The sequence below is a fragment of the Pseudomonas cucumis genome (genome assembly GCF_030687935.1).
GTDB classification, from domain to species: domain Bacteria; phylum Pseudomonadota; class Gammaproteobacteria; order Pseudomonadales; family Pseudomonadaceae; genus Aquipseudomonas; species Aquipseudomonas cucumis.
In genome coordinates this window covers 4,517,750-4,533,526 of record NZ_CP117454.1, presented here as the reverse complement: position 1 = coordinate 4,533,526, position 15,777 = coordinate 4,517,750, and the positions used below count along the sequence as shown (strand labels likewise).

15 protein-coding genes are annotated in these 15,777 nt (G+C 59.7%); 13 read left to right on the top strand and 2 right to left on the bottom strand.

The window, feature by feature from the left end; translation table 11 throughout:
- Positions 1-13 precede the first annotated feature (13 nt).
- The 5 genes from PSH97_RS20465 (at position 14) to PSH97_RS20445 (ending at position 5,188) form a co-directional block, all read left to right on the top strand.
- On the top strand, positions 14-1,006 hold the full coding sequence (locus PSH97_RS20465) for a 2-dehydro-3-deoxygalactonokinase (RefSeq protein WP_305446468.1): 993 nt from the start codon (positions 14-16) through the stop codon (positions 1,004-1,006).
- Between the two features lie 19 nt (positions 1,007-1,025).
- On the top strand, positions 1,026-1,646 hold the full coding sequence (locus PSH97_RS20460; RefSeq protein ID WP_305446467.1) for a 2-dehydro-3-deoxy-6-phosphogalactonate aldolase: 621 nt from the start codon (positions 1,026-1,028) through the stop codon (positions 1,644-1,646).
- A 47-nt stretch (positions 1,647-1,693) separates the two neighbouring features.
- Entirely contained in the window at positions 1,694-2,842 is a 1,149-nt protein-coding gene (dgoD, locus tag PSH97_RS20455; RefSeq protein WP_305446466.1) for a galactonate dehydratase, read from the top strand.
- Positions 2,843-3,013: 171 nt separating this feature from the next.
- Positions 3,014-4,324, top strand: a complete 1,311-nt coding sequence (locus PSH97_RS20450) for an MFS transporter (protein WP_305446465.1) — start codon at positions 3,014-3,016, stop codon at positions 4,322-4,324.
- 60 nt (positions 4,325-4,384) lie between these two features.
- A complete protein-coding gene (locus tag PSH97_RS20445) occupies positions 4,385-5,188 on the top strand; it encodes an IclR family transcriptional regulator (RefSeq protein WP_258699655.1) in 804 nt (267 codons plus the stop codon).
- 15 nt (positions 5,189-5,203) lie between these two features.
- On the opposite strand, the gene PSH97_RS20440 is transcribed toward PSH97_RS20445, so the two are convergent.
- Entirely contained in the window at positions 5,204-6,256 is a 1,053-nt protein-coding gene (locus PSH97_RS20440) for an NAD(P)-dependent alcohol dehydrogenase (RefSeq protein ID WP_305446464.1), read from the bottom strand.
- 189 nt (positions 6,257-6,445) lie between these two features.
- Here PSH97_RS20440 and PSH97_RS20435 point away from each other — a divergent pair, with 189 nt between their 5' ends.
- A complete protein-coding gene (locus tag PSH97_RS20435) occupies positions 6,446-7,336 on the top strand; it encodes an AraC family transcriptional regulator (protein WP_305446463.1) in 891 nt (296 codons plus the stop codon).
- Between the two features lie 78 nt (positions 7,337-7,414).
- On the opposite strand, the gene PSH97_RS20430 is transcribed toward PSH97_RS20435, so the two are convergent.
- Positions 7,415-9,079 (bottom strand): electron transfer flavoprotein-ubiquinone oxidoreductase, encoded by a 1,665-nt coding sequence (locus PSH97_RS20430; RefSeq protein ID WP_305446462.1) that lies wholly within the window; start codon positions 9,077-9,079, stop codon positions 7,415-7,417.
- A 546-nt stretch (positions 9,080-9,625) separates the two neighbouring features.
- Here PSH97_RS20430 and PSH97_RS20425 point away from each other — a divergent pair.
- The 7 genes from PSH97_RS20425 to PSH97_RS20395 all read left to right on the top strand — a co-directional run bounded on the left by PSH97_RS20425 (position 9,626) and on the right by PSH97_RS20395 (position 15,628).
- Positions 9,626-10,375, top strand: a complete 750-nt coding sequence (locus PSH97_RS20425; protein WP_003226982.1) for an electron transfer flavoprotein subunit beta/FixA family protein — start codon at positions 9,626-9,628, stop codon at positions 10,373-10,375.
- Positions 10,376-11,305, top strand: a complete 930-nt coding sequence (locus PSH97_RS20420; RefSeq protein WP_305446461.1) for an electron transfer flavoprotein subunit alpha/FixB family protein — start codon at positions 10,376-10,378, stop codon at positions 11,303-11,305. It abuts the gene before it with no gap.
- Positions 11,306-11,411: 106 nt separating this feature from the next.
- The gene (locus PSH97_RS20415) at positions 11,412-12,248 is read left to right on the top strand and encodes a substrate-binding periplasmic protein (RefSeq protein WP_305446460.1); all 837 of its coding nucleotides are present in this window, start codon (positions 11,412-11,414) and stop codon (positions 12,246-12,248) included.
- 9 nt (positions 12,249-12,257) lie between these two features.
- Entirely contained in the window at positions 12,258-12,614 is a 357-nt protein-coding gene (locus PSH97_RS20410; RefSeq protein WP_305446459.1) for a DUF4398 domain-containing protein, read from the top strand.
- Complete coding sequence (locus tag PSH97_RS20405) at positions 12,611-13,423, top strand: OmpA family protein (protein WP_305446458.1); 813 nt, start codon at positions 12,611-12,613, stop codon at positions 13,421-13,423. Before PSH97_RS20410 ends, PSH97_RS20405 begins: the two co-directional genes overlap by 4 nt.
- A gap of 210 nt (positions 13,424-13,633) precedes the next feature.
- Complete coding sequence (locus PSH97_RS20400) at positions 13,634-15,073, top strand: aminotransferase-like domain-containing protein (protein WP_305446457.1); 1,440 nt, start codon at positions 13,634-13,636, stop codon at positions 15,071-15,073.
- An 87-nt stretch (positions 15,074-15,160) separates the two neighbouring features.
- Entirely contained in the window at positions 15,161-15,628 is a 468-nt protein-coding gene (locus PSH97_RS20395) for a translation initiation factor 2 (RefSeq protein ID WP_305446456.1), read from the top strand.
- Positions 15,629-15,777: the final 149 nt, after the last annotated feature.

The window sequence follows — 15,777 nt, the reverse complement described above, 5'->3', positions numbered from 1 at the left end:
AACAGGTGAAGCGATGCTGGCGCAATTGATCGCGCTCGATTGGGGGACAACCTCATTACGTGCTTACAAACTCGGCTTCGGTGGCCAGGTGCTGGAACAGCGGGCGCTGTCATCCGGGATCATGCAGCTGCCCAAGACGCCGCGAATCATCGCCGGCCAGGAATGTGCCGACGGTTTTGAATTGGCCTTCGATGAGGCGTGCGGTGACTGGCTCGACGCGCAGCCCGATTTGCCGGTGATTGCTTGCGGCATGGTCGGCAGTGCTCAGGGCTGGCGCGAAGCGGCCTACTGCGACACGCCGGCGAACGTCGCCAATCTCGGAACTTCCCTACAAACCGTTCGTAGTCTTCGCGGTGTCGATGTGCACATCGTGCCGGGTGTGATTCAGCGTTCGCGTTTGCCGAACGTGATGCGCGGCGAGGAAACCCAGGTCCTCGGCGTGTTGCAGAGTCTGCCGAGCGGGGTGGGCAACGATCTGTTGATCGGCCTGCCGGGCAGTCATTCGAAATGGGTGGAAGTGGCCGACGGCTGCATTGAGCATTTCGATACCTTCATGACCGGCGAAGTCTTCGCCGTGCTCAGCGAACACAGCATTCTCGGGCGCACCCAGCAGCGCGGCGGGTCTTTTGATGGCGAGGCGTTTGACCGTGGCGTGCAAGTGGCGCTGTCGGCGGATGGCGAGATCGGGCCGCTGTCGACGTTGTTCAGTGCCCGCAGCCTGGGGCTGACCGGCGAGCTGAGCGCTACCGCTCAGCCGGACTATCTGTCCGGCCTGTTGATCGGCCATGAGCTGTCGGCCCTGGCCAACGTTCAGCGACGTCGGCGCAACAGCGTGCACCTGCCCTCGATCATTCTCATTGGCAACGCTCAACTCTGCGCTCGCTACAGCCGGGCGCTCGACGCCTGCGGTTTTACCCGGGTGACCCTGGCCGAGCAGGCCACCGAACGCGGCTTGTGGCAGTTGGCGGTCGCCGCCGGACTGATCACGACACCCCCATCCCGTTAAACCTGACTGGAGGTCTGACATGCTCAAGCAAGCACTGGCACAAAACGGTCTGATCGCGATTCTGCGTGGCCTGCGTCCACAAGAGGCGGCAGCCGTCGGCGAAGTCCTGTATTCAGCCGGATTTCGCGTCATCGAGGTGCCACTTAATTCCCCCGAGCCGTACGAAAGTATCCGCATCCTGCGCAGTACGTTACCCGCCGATTGCCTGATCGGTGCGGGCACGGTGTTGACGCCGGAACAGGTCGAGCAGGTGAAAGCGGCGGGCGGCCAGGTGATCGTCATGCCCCACAGCGATGCCAAGGTATTGCGCGCGGCGAAGGCGGCGGGGCTGTTGCTGTCGCCGGGCGTGGCAACGCCGACCGAAGCCTTTGCCGCGTTGGCCGAAGGGGCGGATGTGCTGAAGATGTTTCCGGCCGAACAGATGGGCCCAGCCGTTGTGAAAGCCTGGCTGGCGGTGTTGCCGGCAGGGACGGTGCTGGTGCCGGTGGGCGGGATTACGCCGGACAACATGCAGGTGTTTGTCGAGGCCGGCGTCAAAGGTTTCGGTCTCGGGTCCGGGTTGTTCAAACCGGGCATGACACCTGAGCAAGTGGCAGTAAACGCCAAGGCGTACGTCGCTGCATGGAATGCATTGCGTTAAGACTTTTTGGCGCTGTGAGCGCTGCATCTACAAGAGAGACAATAGAGATGAAAATCACCAAACTCACTACCTTCATCGTTCCGCCACGCTGGTGCTTCCTCAAAATCGAAACAGACGAGGGCGTGACCGGTTGGGGTGAGCCCGTGGTCGAAGGCCGCGCGCACACCGTCGCTGCTGCGGTTGAGGAATTGTCTGACTACCTGATCGGCAAAGACCCACGCAACATCGAAGACATTTGGACCGTGCTCTACCGTGGCGGCTTCTACCGTGGCGGCGCGATCCACATGAGCGCCCTGGCCGGCATCGATCAGGCGTTGTGGGACATCAAGGGCAAGGCGCTGGGAGTGTCGGTCAGCGATCTGTTGGGCGGTCAGGTGCGGGACAAGATCCGGGTTTATTCGTGGATCGGTGGTGATCGCCCGGCGGACACTGCTCGCGCCGCGAAAGAAGCGGTCAGCCGTGGTTTCACGGCGGTGAAAATGAACGGCACCGAAGAACTGCAATTCCTCGATTCCTTCGAGAAGGTCGACCTGGCCTTGGCCAACGTCGCCGCCGTACGCGATGCCGTCGGCCCGAATGTCGGCATCGGCGTGGACTTCCATGGTCGGGTTCACAAGCCCATGGCCAAGGTGCTGATGAAGGAACTCGACCCGTACAAACTGATGTTCATCGAAGAGCCGGTGCTCAGCGAAAACTACGAAGCGCTGAAAGAACTGGCACCGCTGACCAGCACACCGATTGCCCTAGGCGAGCGGTTGTTCTCGCGTTGGGATTTCAAACGGGTGCTCAGCGAAGGCTATGTCGACATCATCCAGCCGGATGCCTCCCACGCGGGCGGCATCACCGAAACCCGCAAGATCGCCAACATGGCCGAAGCCTACGACGTGGCATTGGCGCTGCATTGCCCGTTGGGCCCGATTGCCCTGGCCGCGTGCCTGCAACTGGACGCTGTTTGCTACAACGCGTTCATCCAGGAACAGAGCCTGGGCATTCACTACAACGAGAGCAATGACCTGCTCGATTATGTGAAAGATCCGCGGGTGTTCGACTACGACAAAGGCTTCGTGAAGATCCCCAACGGCCCGGGCCTGGGCATCGAGATCAACGAGGAATACGTGATTGAACGCGCCACCGTCGGGCACCGCTGGCGCAACCCGATCTGGCGCCATGCCGATGGCAGTTTTGCCGAGTGGTGAGTTCCTCCTGACTCAACACAAATCCCTGTGGGAGCGGGCTTGCCCGCGATAGCGTCCTGTCAGTCACATCAATGCTGAATGTGCCGCCGCCATCGCGGGCAAGCCCGCTCCCACAGGGTGCAGCGCAAGTCTTCAAATTGACCTCAATAAACATAAGAAGAGGCACCCCCCATGCAACCGCAAACCCTCACCGGGCAGGCGTCGTTGGTGACGCCGAGCCGCAAGCGGTTTTTCATCATGGTCCTGTTGTTCATCACCGTGGTAATCAACTACCTGGACCGCAGCAACCTGTCCATTGCCGCCCCGGCGCTGACCAGCGATCTGGGCATCGATCCGATCCATGTCGGGCTGATCTTCTCAGCCTTCGGCTGGACCTACGCCGCCATGCAGATCCCCGGCGGCTGGCTGGTGGACCGGGTGCCGCCGCGCATCCTCTATAGTGTCGCATTGCTGCTGTGGTCGATTGCCACGGTAATGCTCGGCTTCGCTGCCAGTTTCATCGCGCTGTTCGTACTGCGCATGGCCGTCGGTGCCCTGGAAGCGCCGGCGTATCCGATCAACAGCCGCGTGGTGACGACCTGGTTCCCCGAGCGCGAACGCGCCACGGCCATTGGTTTCTACACCTCCGGGCAGTTCGTCGGCCTGGCGTTTCTCACGCCGGTACTCGCCTGGCTGCAACACCAATATGGCTGGCACATGGTGTTTGTCAGCACCGGCGTGGTGGGCATTATTTGGGCGGTGATCTGGTACGCGGTGTATCGCGAGCCACGGGATTTCAAGGGCGCCAATGATGCGGAAATCGAGCTGATCCGCGAGGGCGGCGGGCTGGTGGATATCCAGGTTGAAACCGCAAAGGCCAAGGCCAAATTCAGCTGGGTCGATCTCGGGATTGTCCTGAGCAAACGCAAGTTGTGGGGCATCTACCTCGGTCAATTCTGCCTCAATTCGACGTTGTGGTTTTTTCTGACGTGGTTCCCGACCTACCTGGTGAAATATCGTGGCATGGACTTCATCAAGTCTGGCTTGCTGGCGTCGCTACCGTTTCTGGCGGCTTTCGTCGGTGTGCTGTGCTCGGGGTTTTTCTCGGACTTTCTGATCCGTCGCGGCTACACGGTGGGCTTCGCCCGCAAGTTGCCGATCATTGGCGGCCTGCTGATTTCCACCTCGATCATCGGCGCCAACTTCGTCGAGTCGACGCCGCTGGTGATTGCGTTCCTCGCGTTGGCCTTTTTCGGCAACGGCCTGGCTTCGATTACCTGGTCGCTGGTGTCGACCCTGGCCCCGGCGCGCTTGCTTGGATTGACCGGTGGGGTGTTCAATTTCATCGGCAACCTGGCGGCGATTACCACGCCCATCGTCATTGGTTTTCTCGCCTCCGGTGATTCATTTGCCCCGGCGATCACCTATATCTCGGTTCTGGCGTTGTTGGGCGCGCTTTCCTACGTGATGCTGGTGGGCAAGGTCGAGCGTATCAAGTTGTAGTCGCAGCCTTCGGGCGACCATAATGCCGCCCGTTCACTCGCTCAACGGTAAAGGCTGGATATGCAGGAAGACGCCCCAAAAATCGCCAAGGACGCCGCGCCGACTGGCACCCAGACACTGCTTCGTGGTTTGGGTGTGGTTCAGGCCGTGGCCAGTGGCGCCCGCGATCTCAAGGAAATCGCCCGGCTGATCGGCACCACACGCAGCACCACTCATCGTCTGGCCAGTTGCCTGGTGGACGAGCGTTATTTGCGGGTGGTGCCGCAAGTCGGTTATCTGCTGGGGCCGAAACTGATCGAGCTGGGTTTCCAGGCACGTGAAGAGCTGCCGCTGGTGACGCTGGCCGGGCCGTATCTGGATGAGTTGTCGGCATTGACCGGCGACACCATTCACCTGGCGATTCGCGAGGGCGACGAGGTGCTGTACCTGCTCAAGAATCCGGGGCGCAATGGTCCGGAAATGCGCTCGCGGGTCGGTCATCGCATGCCGTTGGCGCGTACCGGGATCGGTAAGGCGTTGATGCTCGATGACACGCAGGAAGAATGGCAACGGCTGTACGAAATCAGCTTGCCGGTGGGTGGGAAAAATCAATTCTGGCCGCAGCACCCGGAGCAATCCTGGGAGCAGTTTCAGCAGCGCATGATCGAGTACGTGGCTGGCGGTTATGCCTTCGACCTGGAAGACAACGAACCGTCGATCCGCTGCGTGGCGGCGCCAATTCGCGATGCCAGCAAGCGCATCGTTGCCGGTATCAGCATCGCCAGCACCGTGCCGTACATGCCATTGGAAAAAATGGCCGAGCTGATTCCCCTGATCAAAGGGGTCACAGCCCGGCTGTCGGCGGAGCTCGGCTTGAAGGTATAAGTCGAGCGGGTCTGATCAGACTTTCAGCGTTGCCATATCGATCACGAAGCGGTACTTCACGTCACCGGCAATCATGCGGGTGTAGGCCTCGTTGATCTGGCGGATGTCGAGCATTTCGATGTCGCAGGTGATGCCGTGCTCGGCGCAGAAATCCAGCACTTCCTGGGTTTCGGCGATGCCGCCGATCAGCGAGCCGGCCAGCACGCGACGACCCAATACCAGTTTGGCAGCGTGGACCGGTGGATCAATCGGTTCGATCAAGCCCACCAGAATGTGTACGCCGTCGAAACGCAACGTATCGAGGTAGGGATTGAGGTCGTGTTGCACCGGAATGGTGTCCAGCAGGAAGTCGAAATGTCCTGCGGCGGCTTTCATCTGTTCTGCGTCGGTGGACACGATCACGTGGTCCGCGCCTTGACGACGACCTTCTTCAGCCTTGCTCGCCGAGCGGGTGAACAACGTCACTTCAGCGCCCATCGCCTTGGCGAACTTGATCCCCATGTGACCGAGGCCACCCATGCCGAGAACCCCGACCTTGTCGCCGGCCTTGACGCCGTAGTGCTTGAGCGGCGAGTAGGTGGTGATGCCGGCGCACAGAATCGGCGCGGCGCTGGCCGGGTCGAGTTTCTCCGGGATACGCACGACAAAGTGTTCGCTGACCACGATGCTGTCGGAGTAACCGCCCATGGTGTTGCTGCCATCGACCCGGTCCGGGGTGGCATACGTCATGGTCGGACCTTCGAGGCAGTATTGCTCCAGATCCGCCTGGCAGGCTTCGCAGTGACGGCACGAGTCGACCATGCAGCCGACGCCGACCAGGTCGCCGACCTTGTGTTGGGTCACATTCGCACCGACGGCGGTCACTTTGCCGATGATCTCGTGGCCGGGCATCAGCGGGTAAACCGCAATGCCCCACTCGTTGCGTGCCTGGTGGATGTCGGAATGGCAGACGCCGCAGTAGAGAATCTCGATCGCCACATCGTCGGCCCGTGGGCTGCGGCGTTCGAATTTCATCGGGGCGAGGGGAGTAGTGGCTGACTGAGCGGCGTATCCGATGGCGGTGTACATGGTGAACCTCGCAAAAGCAGTGACAGGTGAGGCGAGCCATTCTGGGCACCCCACGGGTTACCGGCCATGGCGATTCCTCCGGGTGTCATGCCTAATCCTCCGGCATGCACCGTTGATTGGTCGCATTGGCGTTCAGACCTGCGATGATGCTTTCATCCCTTTTTCGCGACTTTTTTTGAAGAGCTCTTCATGTTGTTGACCCGTCATCTCGATGCCAATGCCACGCTGGTTTCGCTGATCCAGCCGCTAACCATTCGCGATGGTTTCGCTAAGACTGCGTTGCCGGGTGTGCAGGTTATGCGAGCCAGTTGTGATGTGGCCCGTGGCCCGCAAATCTACGAGCCAAGCCTGGTGATCATCGCTCAAGGCAGCAAGTTGGCGTACCTGGGCCCGCGTACGCTGGAATATGGTGCCGGGCATTACCTGATTCAGGCGTTGCCGGTGCCCTTCGAATGCGAGACGTTTTCGGCTCCGGATGGCCCGATGCTGGGCGTTTCCATCGCCATTGACCGGGTGTTGCTCAGTGAGTTGGTATTGGCCATGGGGCTGGCGCCGGGGCGCACTGTTCCCGCACAGACGCCCGAGTCCATGACCTCGGCGGTGCTCGACGATGCCATGCGCGGCTGCGTGGAGCGGTTGTTGCGCTGCCTGCACGATCCGCTGGAATGCCAGATCATGGGCCCGGCGCGCTTGCGTGAATTGTTGTTCGTGGCGTTGCGCGGGCCGCAAGCCGATGTGTTGCGAGCGTTGGTGGAACAGCAGGGGCAGTTCGCGCGGATCGCGGCGTCCCTGAGTCATCTGCATGCGCATTACACCGAGCCGCTGAACGTCGAGACCCTGGCCAGTTGCGCGAACATGAGTGCGTCGACGTTTCATGAGCATTTCAAACGCAGCACCTTATTGTCGCCGGTGCAGTATTTGAAGCGTTTGCGCTTGCTCAGGGCCCAGCAGTTGCTGCTGGGCGAAGGCTTGGGCGTGGCCCAAGTGGCGCATCGGGTGGGGTATCAGAGCACGTCGCAGTTCAGCCGTGAGTACAAGCGCTACTTTGAGCGTAATCCTGGGGATGAGCGGGCTGCTTGATGTCAGGCACCGCTTCGCGGTGTTCGCGGGCAACAAAAAGGCCCCCATTTCGGGAGCCTTGTTGTTTAAGCGTTCGACTTACATGTTCGGATAAGTCGGGCCGCCAGAGCCTTCCGGCGCCACCCAGGTGATGTTCTGCGCAGGATCCTTGATGTCGCAGGTCTTGCAGTGAACGCAGTTCTGGGCGTTGATCTGAAAGCGTTTCTCGCCGTCTTCCTGTGTGACCACTTCGTACACGCCGGCCGGGCAGTAACGCTGGGCAGGTTCATCGTACAGCGGCAGGTTCTTGCTGATCGGGATGCTCGCGTCGGCGAGCTTCAGGTGGCACGGCTGCTCTTCTTCGTGGTTGGTGCCGGAGATGAACACCGAGCTGAGCTTGTCGAAGCTGATCTTGCCGTCCGGTTTCGGGTAGTCGATCTTCTTGCAGTCGGCCGCCAGTTTCAGGCAGGCGTAATCCGGCTTGGTGTCGTGCAGGGTGAACGGCAGTTTGCCGCCGAAGATGTTCTGGTCGAGCCAGTTGAAACCGCCGCCGACGATGGCGCCGAACTTGTGAATCGCCGGGCCGAAGTTGCGGCTGGCGAACAGTTCGTCGTAGAGCCAGCTCTTCTTGAACGCGTCGACGTAAGTGGTCAGCTCTTGCGTGCCGTCCAGATCGGCGAACAGTGCATCGGCCACGGCGTCAGCGGCGAGCATGCCGGACTTCATCGCGGTGTGACTGCCTTTGATCTTGGCGAAGTTCAACGTGCCGAGGTCGCAACCGATCAACGCGCCGCCCTTGAAGACCATTTTCGGCAGCGAGTTCAGACCGCCTTTGGAGATAGCACGCGCGCCGTAGCTGATGCGTTTGCCGCCTTCCAGGTATTGCTTGAGTACCGGGTGATGCTTGAGGCGCTGGAACTCGTCGAACGGCGACAGGAAGGTGTTGCTGTAGGAAAGATCGACGATCAGACCGACCACCACCTGGTTGTTTTCCAGGTGATAGAGGAACGAGCCACCGGTGTTCTCGGTGCCCATGATGTCCAGCGGCCAGCCGGCGGTGTGGACCACCAGGCCTGGCTGGTGCTTGGCCGGGTCGACTTCCCAGATTTCTTTCAGGCCGATGCCGTAATGCTGGGCGTCGGCTTCGCTGTCGAGGTTGAAGCGCTTGATCAGCTGCTTGCCGATATGGCCGCGGCAACCTTCGGCGAACAGCGTGTACTTGGCGCGCAGTTCCATGCCTGGGGTGTACAGGCCTTCTTTCGGATTGCCTTCGCGGTCAACACCCAGATCGCCGGTGATGATCCCGCGAACCACGCCGTTCTCGTCGAACAGCGCTTCCTGGGCGGCGAAGCCCGGATAGATTTCCACGCCCAGGTTTTCGGCCTGCTGGGCCAGCCAGCGGCACAGATTGCCCAGGGAGATGATGTAGTTGCCTTCGTTGTGCATGGTCTTGGGCACAAAGAAGTCTGGAATCTTCTGCGCGCTGTCGGCGTTTTTCAGAACGAAGATGTCATCGCGTGTGACTGGCGTATTCAGCGGCGCGCCGAGTTCTTTCCAGTCCGGGAACAGTTCGTTCAGGGCCCGTGGTTCGAACACGGCACCGGACAGGATGTGAGCGCCGACTTCGGAGCCTTTTTCGACCACGCAGACGCTGATTTCCTTACCGGCTTCGGCGGCCTTCTGCTTCAAACGGCAGGCGGCGGACAGGCCAGCGGGGCCGGCACCGACGATGACCACGTCGAATTCCATGTATTCGCGTTCCACAGGCTATCTCCTACTCAAGGCTCAACAGTTTTTTTTCTAATTGGAGGTTGGGTGTCGCATTCATGAATTCCCCACGGTGCGGCACAGAGGACAATCGATGAACCACCTTTCTCTTTGGGTGGCGCATTATATCTACACCACTCTTAGCGTCCAATACAAACGTTTGTTTGAATCGGCTCAAAGCCAGATAAATCAAAGTCACGCGGCTTATGACTGGCCATTTTGCCGTATTGACCGGAATAGGTGTTCCGGTCAAGATACGGGCGGTTTTGCGCTCGCCGTAGGCTGAATGTAGGTTTCAAGAGCACCTCTAAAGACAGGGCGATGGCAGTACAAGGTGAAGCGCGCGCAGGTATCGCGCGCAGTTTACACGCCACGGTAATGAATGACTTGTCGGTCACCACTGACGAACGGTCATCAGCCTCGTGAGCAAGGTATCACCCGATACACCTGCCAGCGTTTTTAGAGGTGCCCTTGCGCCGATGAGCATCAACCGCCAGGTTCGCCTAGGCGACTTTCTTTTCACCGGAGAGTAACGAGGAATCCATGAAGGTTCTTGTAGCTGTCAAACGCGTTGTGGATTACAACGTCAAGGTTCGCGTCAAGGCGGACAATTCCGGCGTCGACCTCGCCAACGTCAAGATGTCGATGAACCCGTTCTGCGAAATCGCAGTGGAAGAAGCCGTACGTCTGAAAGAGAAAGGCGTGGCGACTGAAATCGTCGTCGTCTCCATCGGCCCGTCCACCGCTCAAGAGCAATTGCGCACCGCGCTGGCTCTGGGTGCCGACCGCGCCATCCTCGTCGAATCCGCTGAAGATCTGACTTCCCTGGCCGTTGCCAAGCTGCTGAAGGCTGTTGTCGACAAGGAACAGCCTCAGCTGGTGATCCTCGGCAAACAAGCCATCGACAGCGACAACAACCAGACTGGCCAGATGCTCGCTGCATTGAGCGGCTACGGTCAGGGCACCTTCGCATCGAAAGTTGAAGTGTCGGGCGACAGCGTTGCCGTGACCCGCGAAATCGACGGCGGCGCGCAGACGGTTTCCCTGAAACTGCCGGCCATCGTCACCACCGACCTGCGTTTGAACGAGCCGCGCTACGCGTCTCTGCCAAACATCATGAAAGCCAAGAAGAAGCCTCTCGAAGTGCTGACTCCGGACGCTTTGGGCGTTTCCACCGCCTCCACCAACAAGACCCTGAAAGTCGAAGCGCCGGCTGCACGCAGCGCGGGTATCAAGGTCAAGTCGGTGGCTGAACTGGTCGAGAAACTGAAAAACGAAGCGAAGGTAATCTAAATGACTATCTTGGTTATTGCTGAACACGACAACAAAGTACTGGCTCCGGCCACGCTGAATACTGTGGCTGCCGCTGCCAAGATTGGCGGTGATATCCACGTTCTGGTTGCCGGTCAGGGCGCTAGCGCCGTGGCTGAAGCCGCTGCGAAAATCGCTGGCGTGGCGAAAGTGCTGGTGGCCGATAACGCCGCCTACGCTCATCAACTGCCGGAGAACGTTGCTCCGCTGGTTGCAGAGTTGGGCAAGGGCTACAGCCACATCCTGGCTGCCGCTACTTCGAACGGCAAAAACATCCTGCCGCGCGTTGCCGCGACCCTGGACGTTGACCAGATCTCCGAGATCATCTCGGTTGAAAGCGCTGACACCTTCAAGCGCCCGATCTACGCCGGTAACGCCATCGCCACCGTTCAATCGAACGCTGCCGTGAAAGTCATCACCGTGCGTGCCACCGGTTTCGACCCGGTTGCTGCCGAAGGTGGCTCCGCTGCTGTTGAAGCGGTTGCTGCTGCGCACGACGCTGGCACTTCGAGCTTCGTTGGCGAAGAACTGGCCAAGTCCGATCGTCCGGAACTGACCGCTGCCAAAATCGTCGTTTCCGGCGGTCGCGGCATGCAGAACGGCGACAACTTCAAACACCTGTACGCCCTGGCCGACAAGCTGGGCGCTGCCGTTGGTGCTTCCCGCGCCGCGGTCGACGCAGGTTTCGTACCCAACGACATGCAGGTCGGTCAGACCGGCAAGATCGTTGCTCCACAGCTGTACATCGCCGTCGGTATTTCCGGCGCGATCCAGCACCTGGCCGGCATGAAAGACTCCAAAGTGATCGTGGCGATCAACAAGGACGAAGAAGCGCCGATCTTCCAGGTGGCCGATTACGGCCTGGTGGCAGACCTGTTCGAAGCCATCCCCGAGTTCGAGAAGCTGGTCTAATCCGGCGGCTTGACTTATAAAGAGCCCGACCTTTTGGTCGGGCTTTTTTTTGTTCTTCTGTAGGAGCTCCTACGGGCGAAAATAATGGGTTGTAGGGAGTGTCGCCATGGATTTACGCCGCGTGTGTGGCTGGTCATTACTGCTGGGGCTGACGCTGTTGCCAGGGCTGTCCATAGCCGCGGGCAAATGCGAGCGCCTGGTGGTGACCGGCAGTCCGGACGCGCCGCCGTACCTGTGGCAAGACCCGCAAAACCCCAAGCATCTGATTGGCGCCAGCGCTGACCTGTTGCAGCAAGTGGCGGGGGAGTTGGGCATCAAGGTCGAGCTGCTTTACGCCGGCAAACGCTCCCAGGCCCTGGACGAAGTGCGCAGCGGGCGCATGGACATGCTGGCCGATGTGCCGTTGACGGTCAGTGAGTTGGAAAATCTGGATTACATCCATCCACCGCTGCTGGAAAACGATTACCTGGTCTGGACCCGCAATGATTCATTACTGGTCTACAACGAAGCGCAAGACCTTCGCGGTCATCCCGGCGCCTTGTCGGAAAAGGCTCGGGTAACCCCATCATTTGGTACTTTTGCCGAGCAGCAATTGACCCTGTTGCGCACGCCCAATCTGACCCAGGCCTTTCAGAAATTGCTGCTGAACGAGGTAGAGTTTGTCCTCGCCGGACGCTACTCGGGCATGGCTCTGGTGCAAACGCTGGGGATGGCCAATGACTTGATGGCCCACCCACACCCCATCGACAAACCCGGACTGTATCTCGCGGTTTCCCATAACTCCGCCTGCAACGATCCTTGGTTGCGCGGACAGCTGGCCAAAAAGATGACAGAATTGCCCGCGTCCGGACTGACAGAAGCTGCGCTGCTGCGCAATATCGAGCGTTGGAAAGCGCAACTTTCACAACCGCAGCCACAACCTGTCAGTACCCCAAAACAGTAGGGATTCTTAGTGAGTATTCGACCTCTTTTCGCTGCCCTGGCCGTTCTGGCTCTGGCGGGTTGTGCAGCCGATCCGGCGCCGAATGAACAAATACGCCTGACCGAGCGGGCCCTCGAACAAGCCAAGGCCGTGGGTGCTACCGCCGACGAAGTGCCGGAGCTGAAACTGGCTGAAGACAAGTTCAAGCGTGCCAAGGGCAACATGGCCGACCAGTCCTTCAAGAATGCGCGCATGCGGGCTGAGCAGGCCGAGCTGGACGCACGTCTGGCCGAGGCCCGGGTTCTGACCCTCAAGAGCGAGGAGCAGTTGAACGTGCTCAATACCCGCATCACTCGCCTGCGCAAGCAACTGGGAGATGCCCAATGAGCCTGAAAACCAAAGCACTCGGCGGTTTGATTCTGGCCGGTTGCGCCAGCCTTTATGGTTGCGCCGGTCAACACAGCGAAGCCGCAATCCAGCAGGCCGGCACCGACTTTCAGAAGGTCAAGGAAGACTCCAACGTGCTGCGCATTGCGCCCAAAGACGTGATCCGTGCCGGCGAGTCGCTGGCCCGAGCCGATCGTCTGTCCACCTACTGGGGCAGCGGTTCGGACGTTGTGCATTACGCCTACCTGAGCCGGCGCTACAGCGAAATCGCCCGGGAGCACACCAATCAAGTGCTCAACGAGGAGCGCGCTGCGAAGCTCGAACTCGAGCGTCAGCGCCTGCAGTTGGCCCTGCGTGAGTCCAAGTTGCTCAGCGTGCAGCAACAGGGCAAGTGGCTCGAAGAGCAGATTGTGGCGTTGGCGACTACCCAAACCGACCGTGGTCTGGTGATGACCCTGGGCGATGTGCTGTTCGATACCGGTGAAGCAGAGCTGAAAAGCTCGGCAAACCGCGTGGTGCTGAAGATCGTCCAGTTCTTGCAGCTCAACCCCAAGCGCGTGGTGCGGATCGAAGGCTATACCGACAGCACTGGCGGTAAACAGGAAAACCTCAAGCTGTCCCGCGACCGTGCGCAATCGGTGGCTGACGTGCTGATGGACCTGGGCATTGACGACAAACGCATCCAGGTTGAAGGCTATGGCGATGAATACCCCGTGGACGTGAACGCTTCCGAGCGCGGTCGTGCACAGAACCGTCGGGTGGAAATTGTGTTCTCCGACGAAAAAGGCCAGCTCGGCGCCGCCCGCTAAGGGCTGCGTTACTGGAAAACCCGGTCTGTCAGCAGTGCCGGGTTTTTTTGTGCCTGCTAATCAGCGCAACACTCTCCATAAAACAGTACAGTTTTTGCTGACAATGCACTGTACGGTCGACTATTGTGGCAACTGTCCCAGTACACTTCAAAACTGTTCCGGTATTGTTTCACACAAGAATAAAATGCCCGTGAAATCGAGTGCTGCGTTATGACCAATCTCTTGCTCTATCAACGAATTGCTCAGCAACTGGCCGAAGACATCCGCCGCGGCGTCTATCAACCCGGGGAGCGCGTGCCTTCAGTGCGCAAGATGAGCTCGCAGCTCAACGTCAGCCATGCAACGGTGTTGCAGGCCTACGCCAATCTTGAAGATCAGGGGCTGATTCGCGCCCGGCCGCAATCCGGTTACTACGTGCACCAGACGCCGGCCCTGACGGCACCGACCCCGGACATCGCCCGGGTCGAGCGACCTGGCCTGGTCACCCGCAGCAGCATCATTCAGCAAGTCCTGGTCGAATCCCGCCGCGAAGGTGTCTTTCCGTTGGGCGCCGCCGTACCGAGCGTCGACTATCTGCCGGTGCGAGCCCTGCATCAGCAACTGGCCAAAGTCACCCGTTTCCATAGCCCGCGGGCGTTCAGCTACATGTTCAGCCCCGGCTTCGAGCCGTTGCGTCGACAAGTGGCGATCCGCATGCGCGATGCCGGCGTGGTGGTCGACCCGTCGGAAGTGGTGATCACCCACGGCTGCGTTGATGCGTTGCAGATGTCTCTGCGCGTATTGACCCGGCCGGGCGATCTGATTGCGGCCGAATCGCCAACCTATTACGGTTTGCTGCAACTGGCCGACCTGCTGGGGCTGAAAGTCATCGAGATCCCCAGCGATCCAGCCACCGGCATGAGCCTCGAAGCCCTGCAACTGGCGGCCAACCAGTGGTCGATCAAGGCGCTGGTGCTGACCACGCGCTTGAGTAATCCTTTGGGCGGCACCATGCCCGAAGAGCGGCAGAAACAGCTGCTGCGCCTGGCTTCGGATTTCGATATCCAGATCGTCGAAGACGATATTTATGGCGAGCTGATGTTCGAGCAGGGTCGCACCAAATCGCTCAAGGCCTATGACCGGCTGGATCGGGTGATTTACTGCTCCAGTTTCTCCAAGACCCTGTCGCCCGGCGTGCGGATCGGCTGGATGATTGCCGGCAAGTACCAGCCGGAAATCCAGCGCTTGCAGACCTTCAGCACCCATTCAGCGTGCAGCGTCACGCAAATGGGCATCGCGGCCTACCTGGAAAACGGCGGTTACGACCGGCATTTGCGTTATATCCGTCAGGAGTACCGCAAGAACCTCAGCGCTTTTCAACTGGCGGTTCAGCAGTACTTCCCGGAAGGCACGCAAATGACCCGGCCCACCGGCGGCTTCATTCTGTGGGTCAGCCTGCCGGGGCGGGTGAATACGCAGGAACTGCATGTGCGTGCATTGCAGCAGGGCATCAGCATTGCGCCGGGGCTGATTTTCAGTAATACCGAGCAGTTCAATCACTGCATTCGCCTGAACTGTGGCATCCCCTGGAACCGCGAGGCCGAGCGTGCATTGATGACGTTGGGGTTGCTGGCGACGCAACTTTGTCAGGAGACGGCGAGCGGTTTTTGAGCGGCTGGGCAGTTCTGAACTGTCCGCTTGTCTTGTCGTCTCCAACAGGCGAGCATATAGCCTTCTGCCGTTCACGCCGTTGGGTCCATGAAGCCGATTTTTCCTGCCGCCTGGTTGTTGATCTGCCTGCTAATGACCTGTCACCCGGAAGGGGTCATGGCGGCTTCCGTTCAGGAAAAACCGACAGCCAGCACACCCGCGAAAAAAGCGGCGCCGGTCAAAAAAACAGCGCCGGCCAAAAAGAAGGCCGCAGCGGTCAAAAAACGCTCCCCCATTGCTTCCAAGTCGAAACCGGCCAGCGAAGTCGTGAAAACCAAACTCCCTTCGGCAAATCTCGACTTGAGCTTGCCCAAGGACATGGTCGAAGAACTGAAGCCGGTTGGCACGGTAACGTTGCCCCGACGCGATGCGCTGTTGCCACAAATGTTCGGTGACAAGAGCAGCCCGTTCCAGATCAACGGTCGTCTGCTCAGCAACGAAATGCAGTTGCAACTGCGCAATGAAGAGCGTCGGGAAGTTGAAGGCGCGGCACTGGACTTCGAGTTCAAGCAGTAAACCCCTCCCATTCGTGATCCGCGGACCAGACGCTTTGTCGGAGACTGGTCAGTCACGTTCGTTTGAGCGAAAAAACCTGGGTGCAGGTAATTTTAAACAGTCGTTTTAGCCGTTACTCTGTGCCACGTCCCTTTACCCGTCGCGAGGAG